Source organism: Mesorhizobium sp. WSM4311, assembly GCF_002295115.1.
GTDB lineage: Bacteria > Pseudomonadota > Alphaproteobacteria > Rhizobiales > Rhizobiaceae > Mesorhizobium.
This window is the reverse complement of sequence record NZ_NSFV01000015.1, coordinates 87,362-107,135: the sequence shown is the minus strand read 5'-3', so window position 1 is coordinate 107,135 and position 19,774 is coordinate 87,362. Positions and strand designations below refer to the sequence as shown.

The window sequence follows — 19,774 nt, the reverse complement described above, 5'->3', positions numbered from 1 at the left end:
CGGCATTTGCACTGGTGGCTCGCCTGTGATCCAAGGCGACGATAAATCCCAGGCTTTGCAGTTGGAGCGCTGAATGACCGGATGGACACGCCGCGGGCTCTTGAAAACGGCCGCCATCGCTGGCGCAACCGGAGTGGGGCTTTCGGCCATCGGCAGGCTTGGCAGCCTCGCCGCCGCGAGCCCGGAACCGGTGGTGCTGCAGACGGCCAAGATCCAGGCCTCGCTGATGGATATCGGCCCGACCAACAATGTGCTGACCTACGGCGATGCCGGAATGCCGCCGGTGCTGAGGATGAGGAAGGGCGAACCCTTCGCGGCGCGTCTGGTCAACGCCATCGATGATCCCACGACCATCCACTGGCACGGCATTCGCCTGCCCAACAAGATGGATGGCGTGCCCTTCCTGGTGCAGCCTTACGTCTACACCGGCGATCATTTCGACTACGCCTTCACGCCGCCCGACGCCGGCACCTTCTGGTATCACCCGCATTGCAATACGCTGGAGCAGATGGGCCACGGCCTGACCGGCGTGATCGTTGTCGAAAACCCGAACGATCCGAAATTCGACGCCGAATTCGTCCTCAATCTGCGCGACTGGCGTCTTGGCGACGACGGCCAGTTCATCGACCAGTTCCGGCCGCGCGATGCCGCGAAAACCGGTACTTACGGCACGGTGCGCACCGCCAACTGGCTCGACCAGCCCCACTATGACGCGCCGGCCGGAGGCCTGATGCGGCTGCGCGTCGCCATCACCGATGTCACGCGCATCTATGCCTTTCGCGTCGACGGCGCCGAGGCGATCGTGATGGCGCTGGACGGCAATCCGGTACCTGAGCGTTTTTCGCCCGATGCCTTGCTGCTTGGGCCGGGGCAGCGCATGGAGCTCGCCATCCGCATGCCCGATCAGGAGGGCGCGGTGGTGAGCCTGCGCGATGTCAGGGGCACCAAGCCCAAAATCCTGGCGACCGTGCGCGCGACGGGCAGGTCGCTCAAGCGGGATGTTCGCGATGTTGCACCGCTGGAGGTCAATCCGGTGGCGGAGGTGGACCTCGCCGCCGCCCAGCATATTTCGCTAGCGCTCAGCGCCACGGCGGAAAACGTCCCGAGCGACGGCATCTGCGGTTCGCTCGGCTACAGTTTCTGGGCCATCAACAAGGTGCCGTGGCCAGGCGATACATCCGATCCGACCGCGCCGCTGGCCGAATTGAAGCTCGGCAAAAGCTATGTCATCGACATGGAGAACCTGACACCGCAATCGCACCCGATGCATCTGCACGGCATGAGCTTCAAGGTGCTGTCGTCCTCGACGCGGCCGGTGCAGCCGGTGATTTCGGACACCTATCTTATCCAGCCCAACGAGAAGGTTCAGCTCGGCTTCGTCGCCGACAATCCCGGCGACTGGCTGCTGCACTGTCACATCATCGAGCACCAGAAATCGGGCATGACGAGCTACGTCAGGGTGGTCTGAAGCCAGGTTAGAACGGTTTCGTTGGCAAAAGCGGGTGGTTCCCTGCTATTGCCGCATCCAAAATCAAGAACCATGGACATCTCACGCATGACCAATGTCGCCTTGAGCGGGCTTGCCCGCGATCTCGCCAGCCGCGCCGCCGAGGGTCGTCCGGTGCGCATCGGTGTTATCGGTTCGGGCGAGATGGGCACCGACCTCGTCACGCAAGGCATGCTGATGCCAGGCATTTCGGTCTGCGCCGTCTCCACCCGGCGCCCGCACACCGCGCGTGACGCCATCCGCATCGCCTATGGCGACGAGGCGATGGCAGTCGAGGCAGACGCGGCATCGAAAGTCACCGCGGCCATCGAGGCAGGAAAGATCGCCGTCACCTCCAACGAGATGCTGGTCACCAATCCGCTGATCGACGTCGTCATCGACGCCACGGGAAAACCCGGCGTCGCCGCCGATTTCGACCTGATGGCGATGGAGCATGGCAAGCATCTGGTGATGATGAATGTCGAGGCCGACGTCACCATCGGCTGCTATCTGAAGCAGCAGGCCGACCGGCTTGGCGTCGTCTATTCGGTCGGCGCCGGCGACGAACCTTCGAGCTGCATGGAATTGATCGAGTTCGCCTCCGCCCTCGGCCTGACCATCGTCTCGGCCGGCAAGGGCAAGAACAACCCGCTCAACCACGACGCCATGCCCGACGACTATCGCGAGGAAGCGATCCGCCGCAACATGAACCCGCGCATGCTGGTCGAGTTCGTCGACGGTTCGAAAACCATGGTCGAGATGTGCGCCATCGCCAACGCCACCGGCCTCGTGCCCGATGTGCCCGGCATGCATGGCCCGAAGGCCGACCGCGACGATCTCGTCAAGGTGCTGATCCCGCGCGAGGATGGCGGGCTGTTGTTGAAAAAAGGCGTCGTCGACTACACCATCGGCAAGGGTGTGGCGCCCGGTGTCTTCGTCATCGTCGAGGCGACGCATCCGCGCATCATCGAGCGCATGGACGATCTGCATATCGGCCACGGTCCCTATTACAGCCTGTTCCGACCCTATCATCTGACGTCACTGGAAGTGCCGCTGACCGCCGCCCGTATCGTGCTTTTCGGCAAGCCCGATATGGTGCCACTGCCAAGGCCGGTCGCCGAGGTCTGCGCGGTCGCCAAGCGGGACTTGGCAGCCGGCGAGACCTTCGACGCCATCGGCGAGACCTGCTACCGTTCCTGGACCATGACCGTCGGCGAAGCCCGAGCCCAACGCGCCGTACCGGTCGGCCTGCTCGAGGGCGGCAAGGTGCTGAAACCGGTCAGGAAGGGCGAACTGCTGACCGCCGACAACGCCGCGCCCGACCCGACGACGAAGCTGTTCGCCTTGCGCCGGCTGCAGGACGAGATGCTGTACGGAAAATAGGTCGCTGTGTCGCCGTCATGACAGTGCACTATCTTGTAGTGGCAAATGTCGCCGAGGATCGACTAATGAACCTCCAGATCAGAGACCCCCGTGCGCGTGAACTGGCACAGCGACTCGCTGCCAAACGCAAGATTTCAATGACCGAAGCGGTTATCGAAGCGCTTGAGTCGGAACTGGAACGGGAAAGCGGACGCATTCCCCTGGCGAAGCGGCTGGCTGCGATCGCCGATGACCTTAAGACCAAAGCCGGCCGCGGCGGCCGGCCTGTGAGCCAGGATGAGATCGACGATATGTGGGGACATCCCTGATGTTCGTCGACACCTCCGTGGTCGTCGCAATTCTTTCGGCAGAAGCGGATGCCGGCGAATGGAGTAACAGGATCGCCGCAGCACCACGCAAGGTTACTTCCGCGCTGGTCGTGCTTGAAGCAGCGATGTGGGTTTCCACCATGCTTGCTATCGAGCCGCTGGTTGCGGAAGCGGCGATAGACGCGTTTCTGCGCGAAGCCGAAATCGAAATCGTGCCGATCGGCGCCGGCGATGCCAAACTCGCCATCCAAGCGTTTTCAGACTACGGAAAGGGACGTGGGCACCCCGCGCAGGTCAACCTTGCCGATTGCTTGTCCTATGCTTGCGCGAAGAGCTACGGCTCAGTTTTGCTCTACAAAGGCAACGACTTCTCACATACGGATCTCGCTTAGCCGGACATCCGCTCTATTTCCCCAGTTCGATCGACCGCAGCCGAGCCGCCTCGACTGCCTGTGTCAGCAGCTTGGTCAGCCGATCCTCGCCCATCAGCACGCCAAGCGCCGCTGCCGTCGTGCCATTGGGGCTGGTCACCTGCTGGCGCAGCACGCCCGGTTCCTCCTGGCTTTCGGCGGCAAGCGAGGCGGCCCCATAGACCGTCTGCATGGCGAGCAGCCTGGCGGTTGCACCAGGCAGCCCCGCCTTCTCGGCGGCCACGGTCAGCGCTTCGATGAAGTGGAAAATATAGGCCGGCCCCGATCCCGACACGGCGGTCACCGCATCCATCAGGCCCTCGTCGTCGATGGTGGTCACTTCGCCGCTGGCCGACAGCAGGTCGGCGACAAAGCGCTTGGTATCATCGGAGACGAGCGGGTTGGAAAACACCACCATCATGCCCTTGCCGATGGAAGCCGGCGTATTGGGCATGCAGCGCACGACAGGCGCGCGGCCGCCGAGGATGTCCTCGAAGGTGGCGACTGGCGTGCCGGCGGCGATGCTGACGAATGTGGTCCGCCCGTCGCCAAAACGCTTGTAGGCGGCGGTGACGTCGCGGATCACCTGGGGTTTTACCGCGATGACGACGAGATCTGGCACTGCATCGGCTGGAATCTCATTGGCATCCGCTGATGTGGCGCAGCCGAGCGTCGCAGCGCGCTGGCGCAACTCCGCATTGGGCTCGACCACGAAAACCGCCGAGGGCGCGAGCTTGCCGGATTTCAGCCAGCCCGAAAGCATGGCGTAACCCATATTGCCACAGCCGGCGAGAACAAGCCTGATCGTCATCGAAAGCCCTCCGAAGGAAGGCTTTGACATAGACGCTCACGGTTCCCTGGGGAAGCCCCTGTCAGGCCGGGCGGCAGCCACGCACCGGGATCGGCCGCAGCGACACTTGCCTCAGGCCAAGCACGCCGAGCACGAAGAACAGCCAGACCGGGTCGCCGCGATGGAAGAAGAAGCTTTCGAGGAAAGCGTTAAGCGCGGTGAACAGCACCACCATCATGAAGAAGTCGCCGAGATAGATATTTTCCTTGCGCAGCGGAATGCGCATGTAGTCGCGCAGTGGCGCGATGAGGAAGGTGTAGGCCGCCACGCAAAGGGCGGGGATGCCCATCAACACGGCGATGTCGAGATAGCCGTCATGGCCGTGCACGATGGTCCGGATGTCCCACGGCCGGTCGAAGGGTTGGTCCTGGTTGAGCAGCAGGGGCGTGCCCCAGAAACTCTCATAGCCGTAGCCGGTCCAGGGTTTCTTCGCCAGCATCGAGCCGGCGAACTCCCACAGCGTCGTGCGGCCGGTATAGGTCATGTCGGGAAAATAGATCGCCGCCAGATGCTTCACCGGCGGCAGGAAGACGATGCCCAGCGTGCCGACCGCGGTGGCGATGATCGCCAGTGTAAACAGGATCGGCGTGCCGAGCCGCATGCCAATCAGGCTCGGCAGAACGACGATCAGGATCGAGAACGGCACCAGGCCGGCGGTGGTCTTGGAGCCGGTGTGCAGCATGAAGATCATCGCCGCGCAGAAGATTCCCGCGCCCCACCAGCGTTGCCCGCGCCGGTAGAGGTAGAGGCCGGCGAAACTGAAGCAGGCCATGATCGGGCCGGCGATGTTCTTGTGGGTGAACACGCCGCGCCACAGGCCCGCATGTTCGGGCTCCTGGGAATCGGCCGTGTGCAGCGCTTCGAGCGGAAAGACGATCAGGCCGACATAGGAAAGGCCCATCACCACCACGGCGGTGAAGATGATGACTTTCGAGAAGGACTCGGCGTCACGCGGCAGCGCCAGGATCGTTGCCATGGTCAGGATGCCGATCATGGTGAAGGACGCGGCGCGCATCGCCGAGAGCGGGTCGGTCGCCAGCACCACCGACAGGAAGAAGAAACCCAGCATCAGCACCCAGGACAGGCTGAACAGCGAGCGCACGATGCGCGGATCGGCAAAGGCCATCAGCGAGAAGATCGAAACGGCGCCGAGCGAACCGAAGCCGAGCTGGTTGACGATGTCGCCGCCGTCGCCGGTGAGTTCGGCGCCTGCGGGCTGGAACGGGCGGAAGGACACCATGATGACGGTGAACAGAAGTGCGGCGATGGCCGTCGCCACGCCGTCGCGCGTGAACGCGTCGCTGAGCGGCGCGCGCTCAGTTTTTCTCGGGCTGGCGATACTGCTCATTGGCATATCCGAATTCGGCCAGAACTCGGCCGAGCGCCACATGGACGGGGTAGATGGCGATCGCCGGCGATCCTGTGCGCGCCAGCCGGATCAGGCCGCGAAACGGCGAAGCGGCCAGCAGCGCCAGGCTTTTCGCCAACACCTTGGCGCCGGCCAGCGGCGTGCCGGCGCGCTTCTTCTTCTCGACCAGCGTCGAGATCACGCCGTTGCGTAGGCTGCGGGCCCGGACCCAGTTGGCCTCGACGCGCCGCGCCGGGACGGTCTCGCGAACCTTGGCCTCGGCACACCAGCCGAGCACAAAGCCCTTCTGCGCCGCCCGGCTGAGAAAGTCGGAGTCGCCGCCGCCCATGAAGTTGAATCTGAGATCGAGGAAGGGCGGCCCCATGGCGATCAGCACGTTACGGCCGACCAGAAGATTGCCGGACGAATAGAGCGCCGGCACGCGTCCCGTCTCGCGGTAGGGCGGCGCGAACACCGGATGCTCGGCCCATCTCGCATGGGCAGCGTCTGCGAAGACAGGCACCTGCGGGCCGCCGACAATATCGGCGCCGAGCGTCTCGGCAGCCGTGCACATGCGTTCCAGCCAGTGCGGATCGGCGATCTCGTCATCGTCGATGACCAGCAGATGCCTGAAGTTCGGAAAGTGCAGGATCGCCGTCTGCCAGCCGGCATTGTAGGCGCTGCAATTGCCGCGCTCATGCGCGATGATGACCATGCCCGGCATCTCGCCGCGCTCGACCAGCGGCAGCACCGCCTTGGCGCCTTCCCGCGCCTCGGCTTCGTTCTCCATGACGATGACGGCAAAGCGCCTGCCGGTCCGCTGTGCGCGCAGCGAAGCCAGCGTTTCCAGCACCTGTTCGGGCCGCTTGAAGGTCGGCAAGGTGACGACCGCTTCGACAGCCTCCACGTTAAGCCGGGGAGACCGTCCAGCGATCGATACCGAACCATCCGATGGCAAAGGGATCATCCGTGTCCAACCACATGGTGAGTCGCGTTCTGGTAGCACCACGGTGATAAGGTTTCGTTAATCACCTTGCACGGAGGGGCCCGTCGGGCAGGGGCGTTCGGCCGTTGATTGTGCTCGCTTAATCAAGGGTTCACCGCGCTTTGCTACCGGCTACACCACAGGATAGGTGAGATGCATCTGCTGTTCGTTACATCGATCGTGCCCGACGGCGCTCTCGCCTCGGGCTACGAGATCGCCAATGCTGCGATCATCGCTGCGTTGCGGCGCGCCGGCGCGCGCGTCACGGTCATCGGTTTCACCTGGCCCGGGAAGGCCGCGGCCGATCCGGAAAACACCGTGGTGCTGGGTGCGATCGACGTGCGCACGGAAAGCGCCTCAGCGCTGCAAAAGCTCGCCTGGGTCGGCAAGGCCATGCTGTCGGGCCTCACCTTCGCCTCGGTCAAGCTGCGTGCGGTGTCCGAGCGCGAAGTGCAGGCCGCTCTCGAGCGGGCCGGGCCGTTCGATGGCTATGTGCTGAATTCCGTCCAGTTCGCCGGCGCCTTCGAAAAGCTCTTCGAAGACAAGCCTTCTGTCTTCGTCGCCCACAATGTCGAGCATCTCTCGGCGCGGGAGAACGCGGCTGCTGCCGGCGGCCCCTTCCAGCGCCTGCTGTTCCGCCGCGAGGCAAGGCTGCTCAAGGTCGTGGAAGAGCGTCTCTGCCGCCGCGCGCGCTTTGTCTTCACGCTGGCCGAGGAAGACCGGGCGGCACTCGGCGTCGCTGCCGCTGACCGATCGGCGGTGCTGCCGCTGGTGACCGGCGCCAAGGCGCCAACCCGCAACGGCCCGCGCCGGATCGACTGCGACGCTGCGTTGATCGGCACCTGGACCTGGCAGCCGAACCGCATCGGCCTGGACTGGTTCCTGGGCAAGGTGGTGCCGCATCTGCGGCCCGGTTTTCGCATCCGCATCGCCGGCCACATGCCCTCAGGCGCCACCTCGGCGCATCCGGGCGTCGAGTTTGTCGGCCGTGTCCCGGATGCCAGGGCGTTCGTGTGCGGCGCGGCTGTCATCCCGCTGATCAGCACCGCGGGCAGCGGCGTGCAGCTGAAGACCATCGAGACCTTCGAACTCGGCCTGCCCTCGGTCGCCACCAGCCGCTCATTGCGCGGCATCGACCATCGCCCCGACAATTGCATCGTCACCGACGATCCGGCCGGCTTCGCCAGGGCCCTGGAGGCTGCGGCCGCCGGCGTCCGGGACGTCGATGGCGGCGCGTTCCATCACCAGCAGGTCAAGGCGCTGGACGTCGCCATCCGGCTCGGCTTGGAAAAACTCGGGGCCGTCAGGCAGGAGGTGTTCGCATGAATATGCACACCGCCCGCGCCGCATTCGGGCTCGACAGCTTGAAGACGATCCTTGGCATCTCCGTGCTCGCCATCCGTTGGGACGATGCCATCGCCCTGCTCACCCGCCTGATCGCCGAGCGGCGCTTCACCAAGGTCAGTTTCCTCAACGCCCACAATGCCAACATCGCCCATTCAGACCCGGCCTTCGCCGAGGCGCTCGACGATTTCCTCATCCTGCCGGACGGCATCGGCGTCGATCTCGCCGCACGGCTCCTCTATGGCGCGCCCTTTCCGGACAATCTCAACGGCACCGACTTCGTGCCGGCCTTCTTGCAGGCCTCGACGCGGCCGCTGACCGTCGGGCTGCTCGGCGCGACGCGTGTCAACGCCGAGGCGGCGTCGGTCAAGCTGGCGGCCCTTGCCGTGCAGCACAATTTCGTGGTCATTCATGACGGCTATTTCTCCGCCGCGCAGGAGCCGGAGATCATCGGCCGGATCGCGACGCTGCGGCCCGATATGCTGCTGGTCGCCATGGGCGTGCCCCGCCAGGAACTGTGGATCGCCCGCCACATCGACGAACGCCACTGCACGATGCCGGTCGCGGTCGGCGCTCTGCTGGATTTCCTGAGTGGCTCGGTGCCGCGCGCGCCGCTCTGGATGCGCCGCCTGCGCCTGGAATGGCTGTTCCGGCTGGCGGTCGAGCCGGGCCGGCTCTGGCGCCGCTACGTCGTCGGCAATCCGGTGTTCCTGTGGCGGGTCGTCAAGCAGAGATGGTCGCATGGCGCCGAAACGGCCGGAGAGCTCCGTTGAACAAAAGGTTCGTTCCAGACGCTCTCGTCGACCCTGGCCTGTTGCCGAAGACGCCGACGGCGGCGGTGGTGACGGCAAGCTACGCGCCGGATTTCGAGCGCTGCCGCCTGTTGTGCGAGACACTTGACCGGCACGTCTCCGGCGCCGCGCACCATTACATCCTGGTCGAACACCGCGACGTCGCGCTTTTCCGGCAGTTGGAGACTGGCCGGTGCACTGTTGTCGACGAGCGCGACGTGCTGCCGCGCTGGCTGCGCGCCTTCGACGATCCGCTCAGCCTGTTCCGCCGACGTGTCTGGTTCAGCCTGAAAACGCAACCGCTGCGCGGCTGGCACGTGCAGCAGCTGCGCCGCATCGCCATTGCGGCGCATGCCAGGGAGGACGTTCTGGTCTTCTGCGATTCCGACGTCGCCTTCCTGAAGGCCTTCGACTGCACCGCCTTCTGGCGCGACGGCAAGGCGCGGCTGTTCCGCCGCGACGGCGTGCTTGCCGATGACGGTCACGACGAGCATCGCGTCTGGTCGCGCAATGCGGGTTCCGCGCTTGGCATCGACCCGTCGCGGACGTCGACCCACGATTATATCTCGACGCTGATCGCCTGGCGCCGCGACACCGTGCTTGCCATGTGCGGCCAGATCGAGAAGGTCCATGGTCGCGCCTGGGTCGAGGTGGTCGGCTCGGCGCGCAGATTCTCCGAATGCATGATCTATGGCCGCTATGTCGACGATCTGCTGGACGGCGCCGGCCACTTCCACGGTTCGGAGGAATTCTGCCGCGTCCACTGGACGGGAGAGGCGTTATCGGACGACGAGTTTCGCCGCTTCGTTGCCGGCATGGCGCCGGAGCAGGTGGCGATCGGCATGCAATCCTTCATCGGCACCGATATCGGCCGCATCCGCCGCTTGATCGGATTGGGTTAGCCTGAGCAGGAATTCAGGTTAGGACGAGCCGAAAACAGTGGCTTCCGAGAACCGGAGCGGAGCGTACTACAGTACGTAAGCACCGGAAGCGCAGGGAGCCGCTGTTTGCAGGCCGGCCTCACCTGAATTCAGATCGCCTTCGCCGGCCTGCGCAGCGCCGAATAAGTCAGCAGCATCGAAGCGAGATAGAGCATCAGGAAGACCATGTTGAGCGACAGTACCAGCTTCGACGTGTCGGCGATGGTGGTCAGCACATAGGTCAAAAGCAGTGCCTTCAGGGCGGCGAGCAAACCGAGATTGAGCGCCCGCACCGCCGTCTGGCCGCGCGCGAACAACAGCTCCGCCTGGTATTCGACCAGATTGCGCAATCCCGGAACGCAGATTGCCAGCGCCACCAGCGGCGCGGCCTCGGAGACGTTCCTGCCGAGGGCGTTGGGGAAGAAGTGCAGCACGATGCCGAGCGCCAGCAGCGCCAGCGTCGAAACGACGAACACGCCGCCCTCGATGCCGCTCTTGACCGCCAGCCGCGACAACAGGTCCGGCGCGCGCATCATGCGTTGCACCAGCATCATCGAGAAGGTGCGGATCGGGATCGCGGTCAGGTCGACCAGCCGCATGATGATGGCATAGATGCCGGCCAGATGCGGGCCGCCGATCGCCAGCACCAGCAGCTTGTCGAATTCCGACTGCAGGTAGAACAGCACTTCCGCGCCGGCGACGTAAATGGAATCGGCAAGCCGCCTGAGATAAAGCTCGATGCGCAGCCGCAGTCTTTGGCGTGGATAGAACCAGCCGAAAGCCAGAAGCAGCGAGGCGGCGTTGGCGCCGATATAGAACCACGACCACGCCCAGATGCTGTGCTGCGCCGAGACCATGAACAGCACCGCGCCAAGCGCCCGCAGTGCCGTTGCCAGGATTGCCAGGATCGCGGCGCGCCCGAATTTGCCCAGCCCGTTGTTGACGATCAGCGCCACCTCGACCGGCCGCCACAACAGCGCTTCGGCAAACACGATCGCCGAAAACACCGACAGCGGCACGGTGCCGGCAAAGAACATCAGGTAGACCCCGAACGAGGCCAACGCCAGGAACGGCAGCGAAATGACGCCGAGCAGCAGGAAGCCGGCTGTGAAGGTGCCGATCAGATTGGGGCGGATGGTGGCGGTGCGGTAGAGCGCCGAGATGAAACCGAAGGCCAGGATCCGCGACAGCATCACGCCGGCCGCCGAGGCGGTGGCGAACATGCCGAATTCGGAGATCGACAAAGTGTTGGCGAGGGCGATGAAATAGGCCAGCGAAAACACCAGCCGCCCGCCGGCGCCGCTGATCGCCGAAAAATAATCGCGCACCAGCCCCCGTCGCTCGGCCACGAAAGTGCCGATCCGGGTGAAACTACGCCTTTGCGGTATGCCGCGAGCTTCGGTCATGCGCCGGGAAGCCATAGGCGGGAAAGCTTAACGTGCCGTTCTGAGGCCCGAAAGCACTGAAATTCCGACACTTGAGGTTATGAAAAGCTTACATGCCGGCATGCCGAAATTAACTTTTTGTTTCCTATGCTTGTTTAGCGTGGCTTAACGAGTAGCCGACCGCCGCTGCCCCAGCGGCCAAATAGTGAAGCTCCAAGATAATGGTCGACAGGGAAAACCGTGAAGACTGGAGGCGCGAGCGTTCATTGCTGGCGCTCGGCCAGGCCATGCGCGGTGAGGATGACGCATCCCTGGTCTCGATAGGCGATCGCGCAGATTCTGCTTGGCGCGAGGATGCCGCCACGCGCCATCGCCTTGCCCGTTCACGGCGTGAGGTGCGGGCGAACCCAGCGCCGTCTGCCGCCGCCGGAACAGAGCGCTTCCGGACAGAGCCGGAAGCGGCTGCAGGGGACGACGTCTGGCGCGCACAAGAGGACGCCGGCGATCTTCCGCCGGCCATGCCGTATTCAAGGCAATCCGCTGAAGAACCTTCCGGCAGCACTCGCTCGCATGACACGTCCGGATCCCGCCAGGACGATCAACAGTGGAAGCCGCTGATCGATCCGATGCAGGTCGTCCGTGGCATTGCCAGGTCGAAACTGCTGATCATCACCACCACCCTGATCGGTGCCGGGCTCGGCATCGCGATCGCGCTGTCGACACCGAAGAAATATGAAGCCACCGCTGAACTGATCGTTGACCCGCGCGACCTCAAGCTCACCGACCGGGACCTTACCCAGAATGTGGTCGCTTCCGACGCCACGCTCGCCATCGTTGAAAACCAGGTCCGGGTGCTGACCTCGGGCACGGTCTTGAACAAGGTCGTCGATAAGCTCAACCTGGCCAACGATCCGGAGTTCAATGGCCAGGGTGCCGGCGGCCTCGGCATCAGATCTCTCATTCGCTCGATTCTCCCGCACCAGGACGGCCCGAGCGGCGCCGACGAGGTCCGCCGGCGTGCGCTCGCCGTTGGCAATCTGGCCGAAAGCCTGTCTGTCGAGCGTGGCGGCAAGACTTTCGTCATCACCGTCAGCGCGATCACGCAGAACGGCGAGAAGTCGGCGCTCATCGCCAACACGATGACGGATGTGTTCCTGCAGACCTTCGGTCAGATCCAGTCCGCTACGGCCGGCCGTGCGACCGACGAACTGACGGCAAGGCTCGATGAACTGCGCAAGGGCGTCGAGGCAGCCGAACGCAAGGTCGAGGAGTTCAGAGCGTCGCATGACCTCGTCGACGCACAGGGTCATCTGATCAGCGACGATGAGATGCTGAAGCTCAACGAGCAGCTCTCGGTCGCCCGCGCCCGCACGCTGGAGCTCAATGCAAGGGCGGCTTCGGCGCGCTCGATCGACGTGAATTCGGTTCTCGCCGGCACCTTACCGGAAGAGATCAATTCCAACACGATGAGCGATCTGCGTTCGCAATATGCAACGCTCAAGCAGGAGGCGGACCGTGCCGCCATCCGGCTGGGCCCGCGTCATCCTGAACTCCAGGCGCTGAACGCACAGATTGCCGGGGCGCGCGACCGCATCGCCGGCGAGTTGCGCCGCATCGCTTCCTCGCTGCAGGTCGATCTGAAACGCGCCGTCCAGTTGGAACAGGATCTCTCGTCCCGCCTTGCCCAGCTCAAGGTGCGCAGCGGCGACGTCAACAGCGATTTGGTGTCGATGCGCGAACTGGAGCGCGAGGCCGCCGCCAAGCGCTCCGTCTACGAACAATATCTGCTGCGCGCCAAGGAGACCGGCGAGCAGAAGGATATCAACACCGCCAACATGAATGTGATCTCCAAGGCCTTCGCACCGCTCGAGGCCAAAGGTCCGTCGCGGGCCGTGATGGCCCTTGCCGGTCTGCTTCTGGGGCTTGCCTCTGGAATTGGCCTCGGTGCCATGCGCGGCGCCTATGAAAGCCTGCGCGAGACCGCCGCATCGCGCTCGCGCCGCGACCGCAAGGCGCCTGTCGAAGACCAGGCATTCCGGGCGGCGCAGCCGCCCGCGCCGCCAATGCCGGCAGCGCCCGTGCCGCCGGTGCCACCCCCGCCGCCAGCACCGCCACCGCCCTTGGCACAGGCCGAAGCCGCTCCCGCCGGACGCCCCGGGCGTGTCGCCGCGATCATGGCGAAATTGCGCAATGTTCTCTCCCGCAAGCCATCCGCCGAACTGGACGATGACAGCGAATTCGCCCCCTTTGGCGACAATGCGCGGCCGGCGGATGCTGCCATGCCCTCAGGCTTCCCGAACCCGGATTCCGCCTTCATGCCGCGGTCGTCGGTCTATTCGCGGCCGCCTTTCCCGCCAGGCTTCGATGCCTCCTATTCCCAGCCGATGGGGCCGCCGTCGCGGTCGCCCCTGATGCCGCCATTGCCGATCTATCCGGCTCCGCCGCCCTATCCCCCTGCAGGTTACCCCTATACCCAGGCCATGGCGCCCAATGCCGGGCACATGCCGTATCCGCCGCAGGCCGCGCCGCCGGCGTATCAACCCCAGCCATCGGTGGAGCCTTCGCCGGTTGAGGAAGGCGCCGAACAGGCGCCGATCGAGGAAATTCGTGCCAGCCTGCGCGAATTCCGCGAGGCGGTCCGCGAACTCACCGAGAGCCGCGCCCGCCGCCGCTACTTCTGAGCCACAAGATACGTTGCCGAGGCCGAACAAAACCATCCCGGTTTTCGCGTAAACGGCATGGGACGGCGCTTTGACGGGATTGCGTGCCGAAATTTTCGTGACAATGCCGCGCTGCATGTTGCCGTCGCGGGGACATTGCGTCTCGAAAGCGGCGTCGCGCGAAACAGGGTTGAGGATGTTCATGGCCGAAGTGATTGACGGAAAGAGCGTTGCCGAGGATGTGGTGCGGACGGTCAAGGCGTTGACCGCCGAGCTGGGCGCCAAAGGCAACGCCAAGCCTGGTCTGGCCGTGGTCATCGTCGGCGAGGATCCGGCGAGCCAGGTCTATGTCGCTTCCAAATCGCGCACCGCCAAGGAATGCGGCTTTCATTCGCTCCAGCACACGCTGCCGGCGGAGACTTCCCAAGAGGCGCTGCTCAAGATCATCGCCGACCTCAACGCCGATCCGGCCATCAACGGCATCCTGGTGCAGCTGCCGCTGCCCGCCCATATCGACGCCGGCAAGATCATCCAGGCGATTGCGCCTCAGAAGGATGTCGACGGCTTCCATTTCATCAATGTCGGCAAGCTCGGCACGGGCGAACTCGACACGGCCTTCGTTCCCTGCACGCCGGCCGGCTCCATGCTTCTGATCGAGCGCGTGCGCGGCAAGGACCTGTCCGGCCTCAACGCCGTCGTCGTCGGCCGCTCCAACATCGTCGGCAAGCCGATGGCCAATCTGCTGCTTGCCGCCAACTGCACCGTCACCATCGCCCACAGCCGCACCAAGGATCTGCCGGCGCTTGCCCGCACCGCGGACATCCTGGTCGCCGCCGTCGGCCGGCCGGAAATGATCAAGGGGGATTGGGTGAAGCCGGGCGCCACCGTCATCGATGTCGGCATCAACCGCATTCCCGCGCCCGAGAAGGGCGAGGGCAAGTCGCGCCTCGTCGGCGATGTCGCCTATGCCGAGGCGGCCGGGCAGGCCGGCGCCATCACGCCGGTGCCCGGCGGTGTCGGGCCGATGACCATTGCCATGCTGATGGCCAATACGTTAGCTTCTGCCTACCTTGCGGCCGGATTGAAGCGGCCCTCCTTCTGAGCCCGGGTTGACCCTGAAAGCGCCAGTTTTGCCGAACCCCACCATTTCCCCGGAACGGCCGGTCATGACTGATCCCGTTCAAGGTGGCCGGCAGTTCGCCTTCCTGCTGGTCGACAAGTTTTCCATGTTCTCGCTGGCCGCGGCGATCGACACCTTCCGGTCGGCGAACCGTCTGCTCGGCCGCGATTTCTATGGCTGGACCACGGTGTCCGCCGATGGCGATCCGGTGATGGCGTCCAACGGCCTGCCGCTCAAGATCGACTATGCCGTCGCCGACCTGCCGCCGGTCGACATCCTTTTCGTTTCGGTCGGCCTGACGACGGAATTTCCCGGCAAGAGCAAGGTTCTGGCGGCGTTGCGCAGCTGGGGCCGGCGCGGCAACGCGCTCGGCGCGCTGTCGGTCGGGTCCTACCTGCTGGCCGAGGCCGGCCAGCTCGACGGTTACCGCTGCACCATCCATTGGGAAAACCGCGCCGGCTTCATGGAGCGCTTCCCCGACATCAACTGCACCGGCAATGTCTTCGAGATCGATCGCAAGCGCTACACCTGCGCCGGCGGCACCACCTCGATCGACCTGATGCTGGAGATCGTGCGCGGCGATTTCGGCTCGAACCTCGCCAATGGCGTCGCCAACCAGTTCCAGCACGAGCGCATCCGCTCGGCCGGCGACCGCCAGCGTGTCGGGCCGGAGCGCGATCTGACCGGCAAGTCGGAGAAGCTGAGGCGCATCGTCGAACTGATGGCCGACCACCTCGATGAGCCGCTGTCGGCGGTGCAACTCGCCAAATCGGCTGGCCTTTCGGTGCGCCAGGTCGAGCGTCTGTTCCTGCGCCACCTCAACGTGACGCCCGGCCGCTACTACATGCGGCTGCGGCTGGAGCGGGCGCGCGAATTGCTGCGCCAGACCAACATGCCGATCCTCGACGTGGCGATCGCGACCGGCTTCACCTCGCATTCCTATTTCGCCCAGAGCTACCGGCTGCAGTTCGGCCGGCCGCCCTCCGAAGAGCGCCGCACCACCTACTGAGCCGGGCTTCGATCTGGCTTCAAGACGCCTGCTGCCGGGGCGATCCCGCCGCACGAACGCTTTGTCTCCGCTCCGGGGGCCTGAGTGAGACGGCCGCGCCGGGCTTGTGTCCTGAAGCAGCCTCAAATAGCTTCCCTGTGCGGATTAGGGGGCTAACTCAGGAGATTTCGATGGCAGTATTTGCGCGGAGCATCGCTGCGGCGATCCTCCTGTTTTTCATGACGACGGTAGGCTTCGCCGCCAACAAGGTCATCATCATTCTCGACGCTTCCGGCTCGATGTGGGCACAGATCGACGGCAAGCCCAAGCTCGAAATCGCCAGGGAATCGCTGAGGACCGTGCTTCAATCGGTTCCCGCCGACGACGAGATCGGCTTCATGGCCTATGGCCATCGCGAAAAAGGCAGCTGCGACGACATCCAGTTGATCGTGCCGCCTCAGGCAGGCTCGGCAAGCGCCATCACGGATGCCGCCGACAGTTTGAAATTCCTTGGCAAGACGCCGTTGACGGCGGCCGTCAAGCAGGCGGCGGAAGCGCTGAGATACACCGAGGACAAGGCAACCGTCGTCCTGATCACCGATGGGTTGGAAACCTGCGGCGGTGACCCCTGTGCACTGGGCAAGGAACTCAAGGCATCCGGCGTCGATTTCACCGCCGATGTCGTCGGCTTCGGATTGACAGCCGACGAGGGCAAGCAGATCGCTTGCCTGGCCGAAAACACCGGCGGCAAGTACATCCGGGCCTCCGATGAGAAGGCGCTGCAGGAAGCCCTGGTCGAAACCGTCGCTGCCCCGGCGCCGGCACCCGCGCCTGAACCGGCTCCCGCACCGGCGCCTGCCCCCGAGCCTGCCAAGCCGGAATTCAATTTCATGCCGACGGCGGTGCTTGCCGAGGGCGGTGATCCGGTCACCGACGGCAATGCCTGGGAAGTCTACAAGGCAAAGTCCGACGGCACGCGTGGCGACAACGTCACCACCGAATATGGCGCCTACAAAGCCAATCTGGAACCGGGCGATTACGTCATCGTCGCGCGCGACGGCGAGGCCAAGGTGGAGCAGAAGGTCAAGATCGAGGCAGGCCAGGTCGCCAAGCCGCTCTTCACCTTGAATGCCGGCACGCTCATCATTCATCCGCGACCAAGCGCGGGGGCGGATGTTGTCGATGGCGCGGCCGTCGTGATCGACTACCCAGGTGCCGATAATCCCGCGACCTACTATGGGACCACCAAGACCGTGTTGCCGGCCGGCGAGGAGAAAGTGACGGTCACGATCGGCCAGGGCGTGGCTTCCGAGACGATACCGCTCGCTGCCGGCAAGACAGTCGAAAAGGACATCATCGCCGGCGTCGGACATGTCGTTGCCAACGCCTATTATACAGCCGGCGGCGACAAGGCCGACGGTTCGGGCATCGGCTTCAAGGTCGTGAAGGCGAAAAAGAAGATCGACGGAACCCGGGAGGAGGTGACCTATGCCTATGGTCCCGACAGCAAGTTCGATCTGCCGCCTGATGACTATGTGTTGATTGCGACGGTCGATCTTGCCGTCGTCGAGCAGCCGTTCAACGTCAAGGTCGGCGAATTTCAGGATGTGAAGGTCGCCATGAATGCCGGCGTGCTGGCGATCACCGCGCCCGGAGCCTCGAAGATTGAGATTTTCGAAACCAAGAAGGACATCAACGGCAACCGCAAGTCGCTTGGCTACGCATACGACCAGAAGTATCAGGCGGCGATACCGGTGGGTGACTACGCCGTCGTCTCGGAGAAATCGGACAACAGCTCGAAGGAAGGCACTGTGACGGTCAAGGCCGGCGAGCGGGCTGAGTTGACGGTGCAATAGGATCGCATGGATAATGTAAAAAGGGCGGCCACGAGCCGCCCTTTTTCATGGATGAGACGGATCACGTCACGCCGTTCCGAAAGCGCTGGCGCCATGGTCGGCGCGGCCCACCAGCTGCCGGAAGCCGGCGAACAGCTCGCGGCCGAAGCCGAACTCGTTGCCGATGAGATCGGCTTCAGCGGTGCGGCGCAACGCGAACTCGGTCCCCGGCACCAGCACTTCCAGCGTGCCGGCATCGGCGTCGAGACGGATGATGTCGCCTTCATGGATCCGGGCGATCGGCCCGTCCTCGACGGCTTCCGGCGTCACATGGATCGCCGCCGGCACCTTGCCGGAAGCGCCCGACATGCGCCCGTCGGTGACCAGCGCCACGCGCTGGCCGCGATCCTGCAGGATGCCGAGCACTGTGGTCAGCTTGTGCAGTTCCGGCATGCCGTTGGCCTTCGGGCCCTGGAAGCGGATGACGGCGATGAAATCGCCGGTGAGCGTGCCGGCCTTGAACGCGTCGTTCAGGCCCTGCTGGCTGTCGAACACCTTGGCCGGCGCCTCGATGATGCGCCGTTCCGGCTTGACGGCGGAGGTCTTGATAACGGCGTGGCCGAGATTGCCCGCCAGCACCTTCAGGCCGCCGGTCGGCTGGAACGCCTTGCTGAACGGCGCCAGCACCTTTTCGTCGCCGCTGGCCTGCGGCGAGGCCTCGCGCACCACCGAGCCATCGGCGCCGAGCTTTGCCTCGACCGCGTAGGGTCGCAGGCCTTCGCCCCACACCGTCTGCACATCCTCGTGCAGCACGCCTTCGTCGAGCAGTTCGCGGATCAGGAAGCCGAGCCCGCCGGCGGCATGGAAATGGTTCACGTCGGCAAGCCCGTTCGGGTAGACGCGGGCCAGAAGCGGCACTGCTTCCGACAGGTCGGAAATATCCTGCCAGGTCAGCGCGATGCCGGCCGCCGCCGCCATGGCGATCAGGTGGATGGTGTGGTTGGTCGAGCCGCCGGTGGCATGCAGGCCGACGACGCCGTTGACGATCGACCGCTCGTCGATCATCCGCCCGACCGGCGTATAGGCGTTGCCGAGCGCGGTGATGGCCAGCGCCCGCTTCGTCGCCTCGCGGGTCAGCGCATCACGCAACGGCGTGCCGGGATTGACGAAGGAGGCGCCGGGCGTGTGCAGGCCCATGATCTCCATCAGCATCTGGTTGGAATTCGCCGTGCCGTAGAAAGTGCAGGTGCCCGGCCCATGGTAGGACTTGGACTCGGCTTCCAGCAGTTCGGCGCGTCCTGCCTTGCCCTCGGCATAGAGCTGGCGGACCTTGGCCTTCTCGTCATTGGGCAGCCCGGTCGTCATCGGTCCGGCCGGGATGAACACCGCCGGCAGATGGCCGAACGTCAGCGCCGCGATCACCAGTCCCGGTACGATCTTGTCGCAGACGCCGAGAAAGACAGCGGCGTCGAACATGTTGTGCGACAGGCCGACCGCCGCCGACATGGCGATCACGTCGCGCGAAAACAGCGACAATTCCATGCCGGGCTGGCCCTGCGTGACGCCATCGCACATCGCCGGCACGCCGCCGGCCACCTGGGCGATGCCGCCGGCCTCGCGCGCGGCCTCCTTGATCAGGGCAGGGAAGGTCTCGAAGGGCTGATGCGCCGACAGCATGTCGTTGTAGGAGGTGATGATGCCGAGATTGGGCACCTTGTCGGCGCCGAGCGCCAGCTTTTCCGAGGGGCTGCACACCGCAAAGCCGTGGGCGAGGTTGCCGCAGGACAGCACCGACCGGTTGGCGGTCTGGTTCGACGCTTCGGCGATACGGCCGAGATAACGTTCGCGGCCCGCCTTCGAACGTTGGCGGATGCGCTCCGTGATGGCTTCGATGTCGCGTCTTGCGGTCATGGCGGTCGGTCCTTTCAGGCGAGGTCCCGGAAACATCCTCCCGCCGTTGC

Annotated in this window: 16 protein-coding genes; 11 read left to right on the top strand and 5 right to left on the bottom strand. The window is 64.7% G+C overall.

Annotated features, from left to right (window positions below; all coding sequences use genetic code 11):
* Positions 1 to 73 precede the first annotated feature (73 nt).
* The 4 genes from CK226_RS28870 to CK226_RS28855 all read left to right on the top strand — a co-directional run bounded on the left by CK226_RS28870 (position 74) and on the right by CK226_RS28855 (position 3,569).
* Positions 74 to 1,468 (top strand): multicopper oxidase family protein, encoded by a 1,395-nt coding sequence (locus CK226_RS28870; protein WP_095793656.1) that lies wholly within the window; start codon positions 74 to 76, stop codon positions 1,466 to 1,468.
* 87 nt (positions 1,469 to 1,555) lie between these two features.
* A complete protein-coding gene (locus CK226_RS28865) occupies positions 1,556 to 2,869 on the top strand; it encodes an NAD(P)H-dependent oxidoreductase (RefSeq protein WP_095793685.1) in 1,314 nt (437 codons plus the stop codon).
* Positions 2,870 to 2,934: 65 nt separating this feature from the next.
* A complete protein-coding gene (locus CK226_RS28860) occupies positions 2,935 to 3,177 on the top strand; it encodes a type II toxin-antitoxin system VapB family antitoxin (protein WP_095793655.1) in 243 nt (80 codons plus the stop codon).
* Entirely contained in the window at positions 3,177 to 3,569 is a 393-nt protein-coding gene (locus CK226_RS28855; RefSeq protein ID WP_095793654.1) for a type II toxin-antitoxin system VapC family toxin, read from the top strand. Before CK226_RS28860 ends, CK226_RS28855 begins: the two co-directional genes overlap by 1 nt.
* A gap of 13 nt (positions 3,570 to 3,582) precedes the next feature.
* Here the strand turns inward: CK226_RS28855 and proC are convergent, their stop codons facing one another.
* From proC to CK226_RS28840, 3 genes are all read right to left on the bottom strand, one after another.
* On the bottom strand, positions 3,583 to 4,398 hold the full coding sequence (proC, locus tag CK226_RS28850) for a pyrroline-5-carboxylate reductase (RefSeq protein WP_095775473.1): 816 nt from the start codon (positions 4,396 to 4,398) through the stop codon (positions 3,583 to 3,585).
* A gap of 61 nt (positions 4,399 to 4,459) precedes the next feature.
* A complete protein-coding gene (locus tag CK226_RS28845) occupies positions 4,460 to 5,785 on the bottom strand; it encodes an O-antigen ligase (protein WP_095793653.1) in 1,326 nt (441 codons plus the stop codon).
* The gene (locus CK226_RS28840; protein WP_095793652.1) at positions 5,754 to 6,752 is read right to left on the bottom strand and encodes a glycosyltransferase; all 999 of its coding nucleotides are present in this window, start codon (positions 6,750 to 6,752) and stop codon (positions 5,754 to 5,756) included. Before CK226_RS28840 ends, CK226_RS28845 begins: the two co-directional genes overlap by 32 nt.
* Before the next feature lie 171 nt (positions 6,753 to 6,923).
* On the opposite strand from CK226_RS28840, the gene CK226_RS28835 reads away from it, so the two are divergent.
* Genes CK226_RS28835 through CK226_RS28825 form a run of 3 tightly spaced genes read left to right on the top strand, consistent with a single transcriptional unit; the run spans position 6,924 to position 9,807 of the window.
* Complete coding sequence (locus CK226_RS28835; RefSeq protein WP_095775476.1) at positions 6,924 to 8,096, top strand: glycosyltransferase family 4 protein; 1,173 nt, start codon at positions 6,924 to 6,926, stop codon at positions 8,094 to 8,096.
* Positions 8,093 to 8,887 (top strand): WecB/TagA/CpsF family glycosyltransferase, encoded by a 795-nt coding sequence (locus CK226_RS28830; RefSeq protein ID WP_095775477.1) that lies wholly within the window; start codon positions 8,093 to 8,095, stop codon positions 8,885 to 8,887. Before CK226_RS28835 ends, CK226_RS28830 begins: the two co-directional genes overlap by 4 nt.
* Positions 8,884 to 9,807, top strand: a complete 924-nt coding sequence (locus CK226_RS28825) for a DUF6492 family protein (protein WP_095793651.1) — start codon at positions 8,884 to 8,886, stop codon at positions 9,805 to 9,807. The genes CK226_RS28830 and CK226_RS28825 overlap by 4 nt, the downstream gene beginning before the upstream one ends.
* A 128-nt stretch (positions 9,808 to 9,935) precedes the next feature.
* Here the strand turns inward: CK226_RS28825 and CK226_RS28820 are convergent, their stop codons facing one another.
* The gene (locus CK226_RS28820; RefSeq protein ID WP_095793650.1) at positions 9,936 to 11,231 is read right to left on the bottom strand and encodes a lipopolysaccharide biosynthesis protein; all 1,296 of its coding nucleotides are present in this window, start codon (positions 11,229 to 11,231) and stop codon (positions 9,936 to 9,938) included.
* 200 nt (positions 11,232 to 11,431) lie between these two features.
* Between CK226_RS28820 and CK226_RS28815 the strand changes: the two genes are divergently transcribed.
* From CK226_RS28815 to CK226_RS28800, 4 genes are all read left to right on the top strand, one after another.
* Positions 11,432 to 13,891 (top strand): GumC family protein, encoded by a 2,460-nt coding sequence (locus CK226_RS28815; RefSeq protein ID WP_095793649.1) that lies wholly within the window; start codon positions 11,432 to 11,434, stop codon positions 13,889 to 13,891.
* Between the two features lie 181 nt (positions 13,892 to 14,072).
* Positions 14,073 to 14,972, top strand: coding sequence for a bifunctional methylenetetrahydrofolate dehydrogenase/methenyltetrahydrofolate cyclohydrolase FolD (folD, locus tag CK226_RS28810; protein WP_095793684.1), 900 nt, complete (start codon positions 14,073 to 14,075; stop codon positions 14,970 to 14,972).
* A 64-nt stretch (positions 14,973 to 15,036) separates the two neighbouring features.
* Positions 15,037 to 15,999, top strand: a complete 963-nt coding sequence (locus CK226_RS28805) for a GlxA family transcriptional regulator (RefSeq protein ID WP_095775481.1) — start codon at positions 15,037 to 15,039, stop codon at positions 15,997 to 15,999.
* Between the two features lie 170 nt (positions 16,000 to 16,169).
* Positions 16,170 to 17,834, top strand: coding sequence for a VWA domain-containing protein (locus CK226_RS28800; protein ID WP_095793648.1), 1,665 nt, complete (start codon positions 16,170 to 16,172; stop codon positions 17,832 to 17,834).
* Between the two features lie 66 nt (positions 17,835 to 17,900).
* On the opposite strand, the gene edd is transcribed toward CK226_RS28800, so the two are convergent.
* Positions 17,901 to 19,724, bottom strand: a complete 1,824-nt coding sequence (edd, locus tag CK226_RS28795) for a phosphogluconate dehydratase (RefSeq protein ID WP_095793647.1) — start codon at positions 19,722 to 19,724, stop codon at positions 17,901 to 17,903.
* Between the last annotated feature and the right edge of the window lie 50 nt (positions 19,725 to 19,774).

Coding starts and splice junctions, on each gene's coding strand:
- folD (WP_095793684.1), top strand. CDS start 14,073: ATGGCCGAAGTGATTGACGGAAAGAGCGTTGCCGAGGATGTGGTGCGG.
- CK226_RS28805 (WP_095775481.1), top strand. CDS start 15,037: ATGACTGATCCCGTTCAAGGTGGCCGGCAGTTCGCCTTCCTGCTGGTC.
- CK226_RS28865 (WP_095793685.1), top strand. CDS start 1,556: ATGACCAATGTCGCCTTGAGCGGGCTTGCCCGCGATCTCGCCAGCCGC.
- CK226_RS28840 (WP_095793652.1), bottom strand. CDS start 6,752: ATGATCCCTTTGCCATCGGATGGTTCGGTATCGATCGCTGGACGGTCT.
- edd (WP_095793647.1), bottom strand. CDS start 19,724: ATGACCGCAAGACGCGACATCGAAGCCATCACGGAGCGCATCCGCCAA.
- CK226_RS28870 (WP_095793656.1), top strand. CDS start 74: ATGACCGGATGGACACGCCGCGGGCTCTTGAAAACGGCCGCCATCGCT.
- CK226_RS28855 (WP_095793654.1), top strand. CDS start 3,177: ATGTTCGTCGACACCTCCGTGGTCGTCGCAATTCTTTCGGCAGAAGCG.
- CK226_RS28835 (WP_095775476.1), top strand. CDS start 6,924: ATGCATCTGCTGTTCGTTACATCGATCGTGCCCGACGGCGCTCTCGCC.
- CK226_RS28830 (WP_095775477.1), top strand. CDS start 8,093: ATGAATATGCACACCGCCCGCGCCGCATTCGGGCTCGACAGCTTGAAG.
- CK226_RS28860 (WP_095793655.1), top strand. CDS start 2,935: ATGAACCTCCAGATCAGAGACCCCCGTGCGCGTGAACTGGCACAGCGA.
- CK226_RS28820 (WP_095793650.1), bottom strand. CDS start 11,231: ATGACCGAAGCTCGCGGCATACCGCAAAGGCGTAGTTTCACCCGGATC.
- proC (WP_095775473.1), bottom strand. CDS start 4,398: ATGACGATCAGGCTTGTTCTCGCCGGCTGTGGCAATATGGGTTACGCC.
- CK226_RS28800 (WP_095793648.1), top strand. CDS start 16,170: ATGGCAGTATTTGCGCGGAGCATCGCTGCGGCGATCCTCCTGTTTTTC.
- CK226_RS28815 (WP_095793649.1), top strand. CDS start 11,432: ATGGTCGACAGGGAAAACCGTGAAGACTGGAGGCGCGAGCGTTCATTG.
- CK226_RS28845 (WP_095793653.1), bottom strand. CDS start 5,785: ATGAGCAGTATCGCCAGCCCGAGAAAAACTGAGCGCGCGCCGCTCAGC.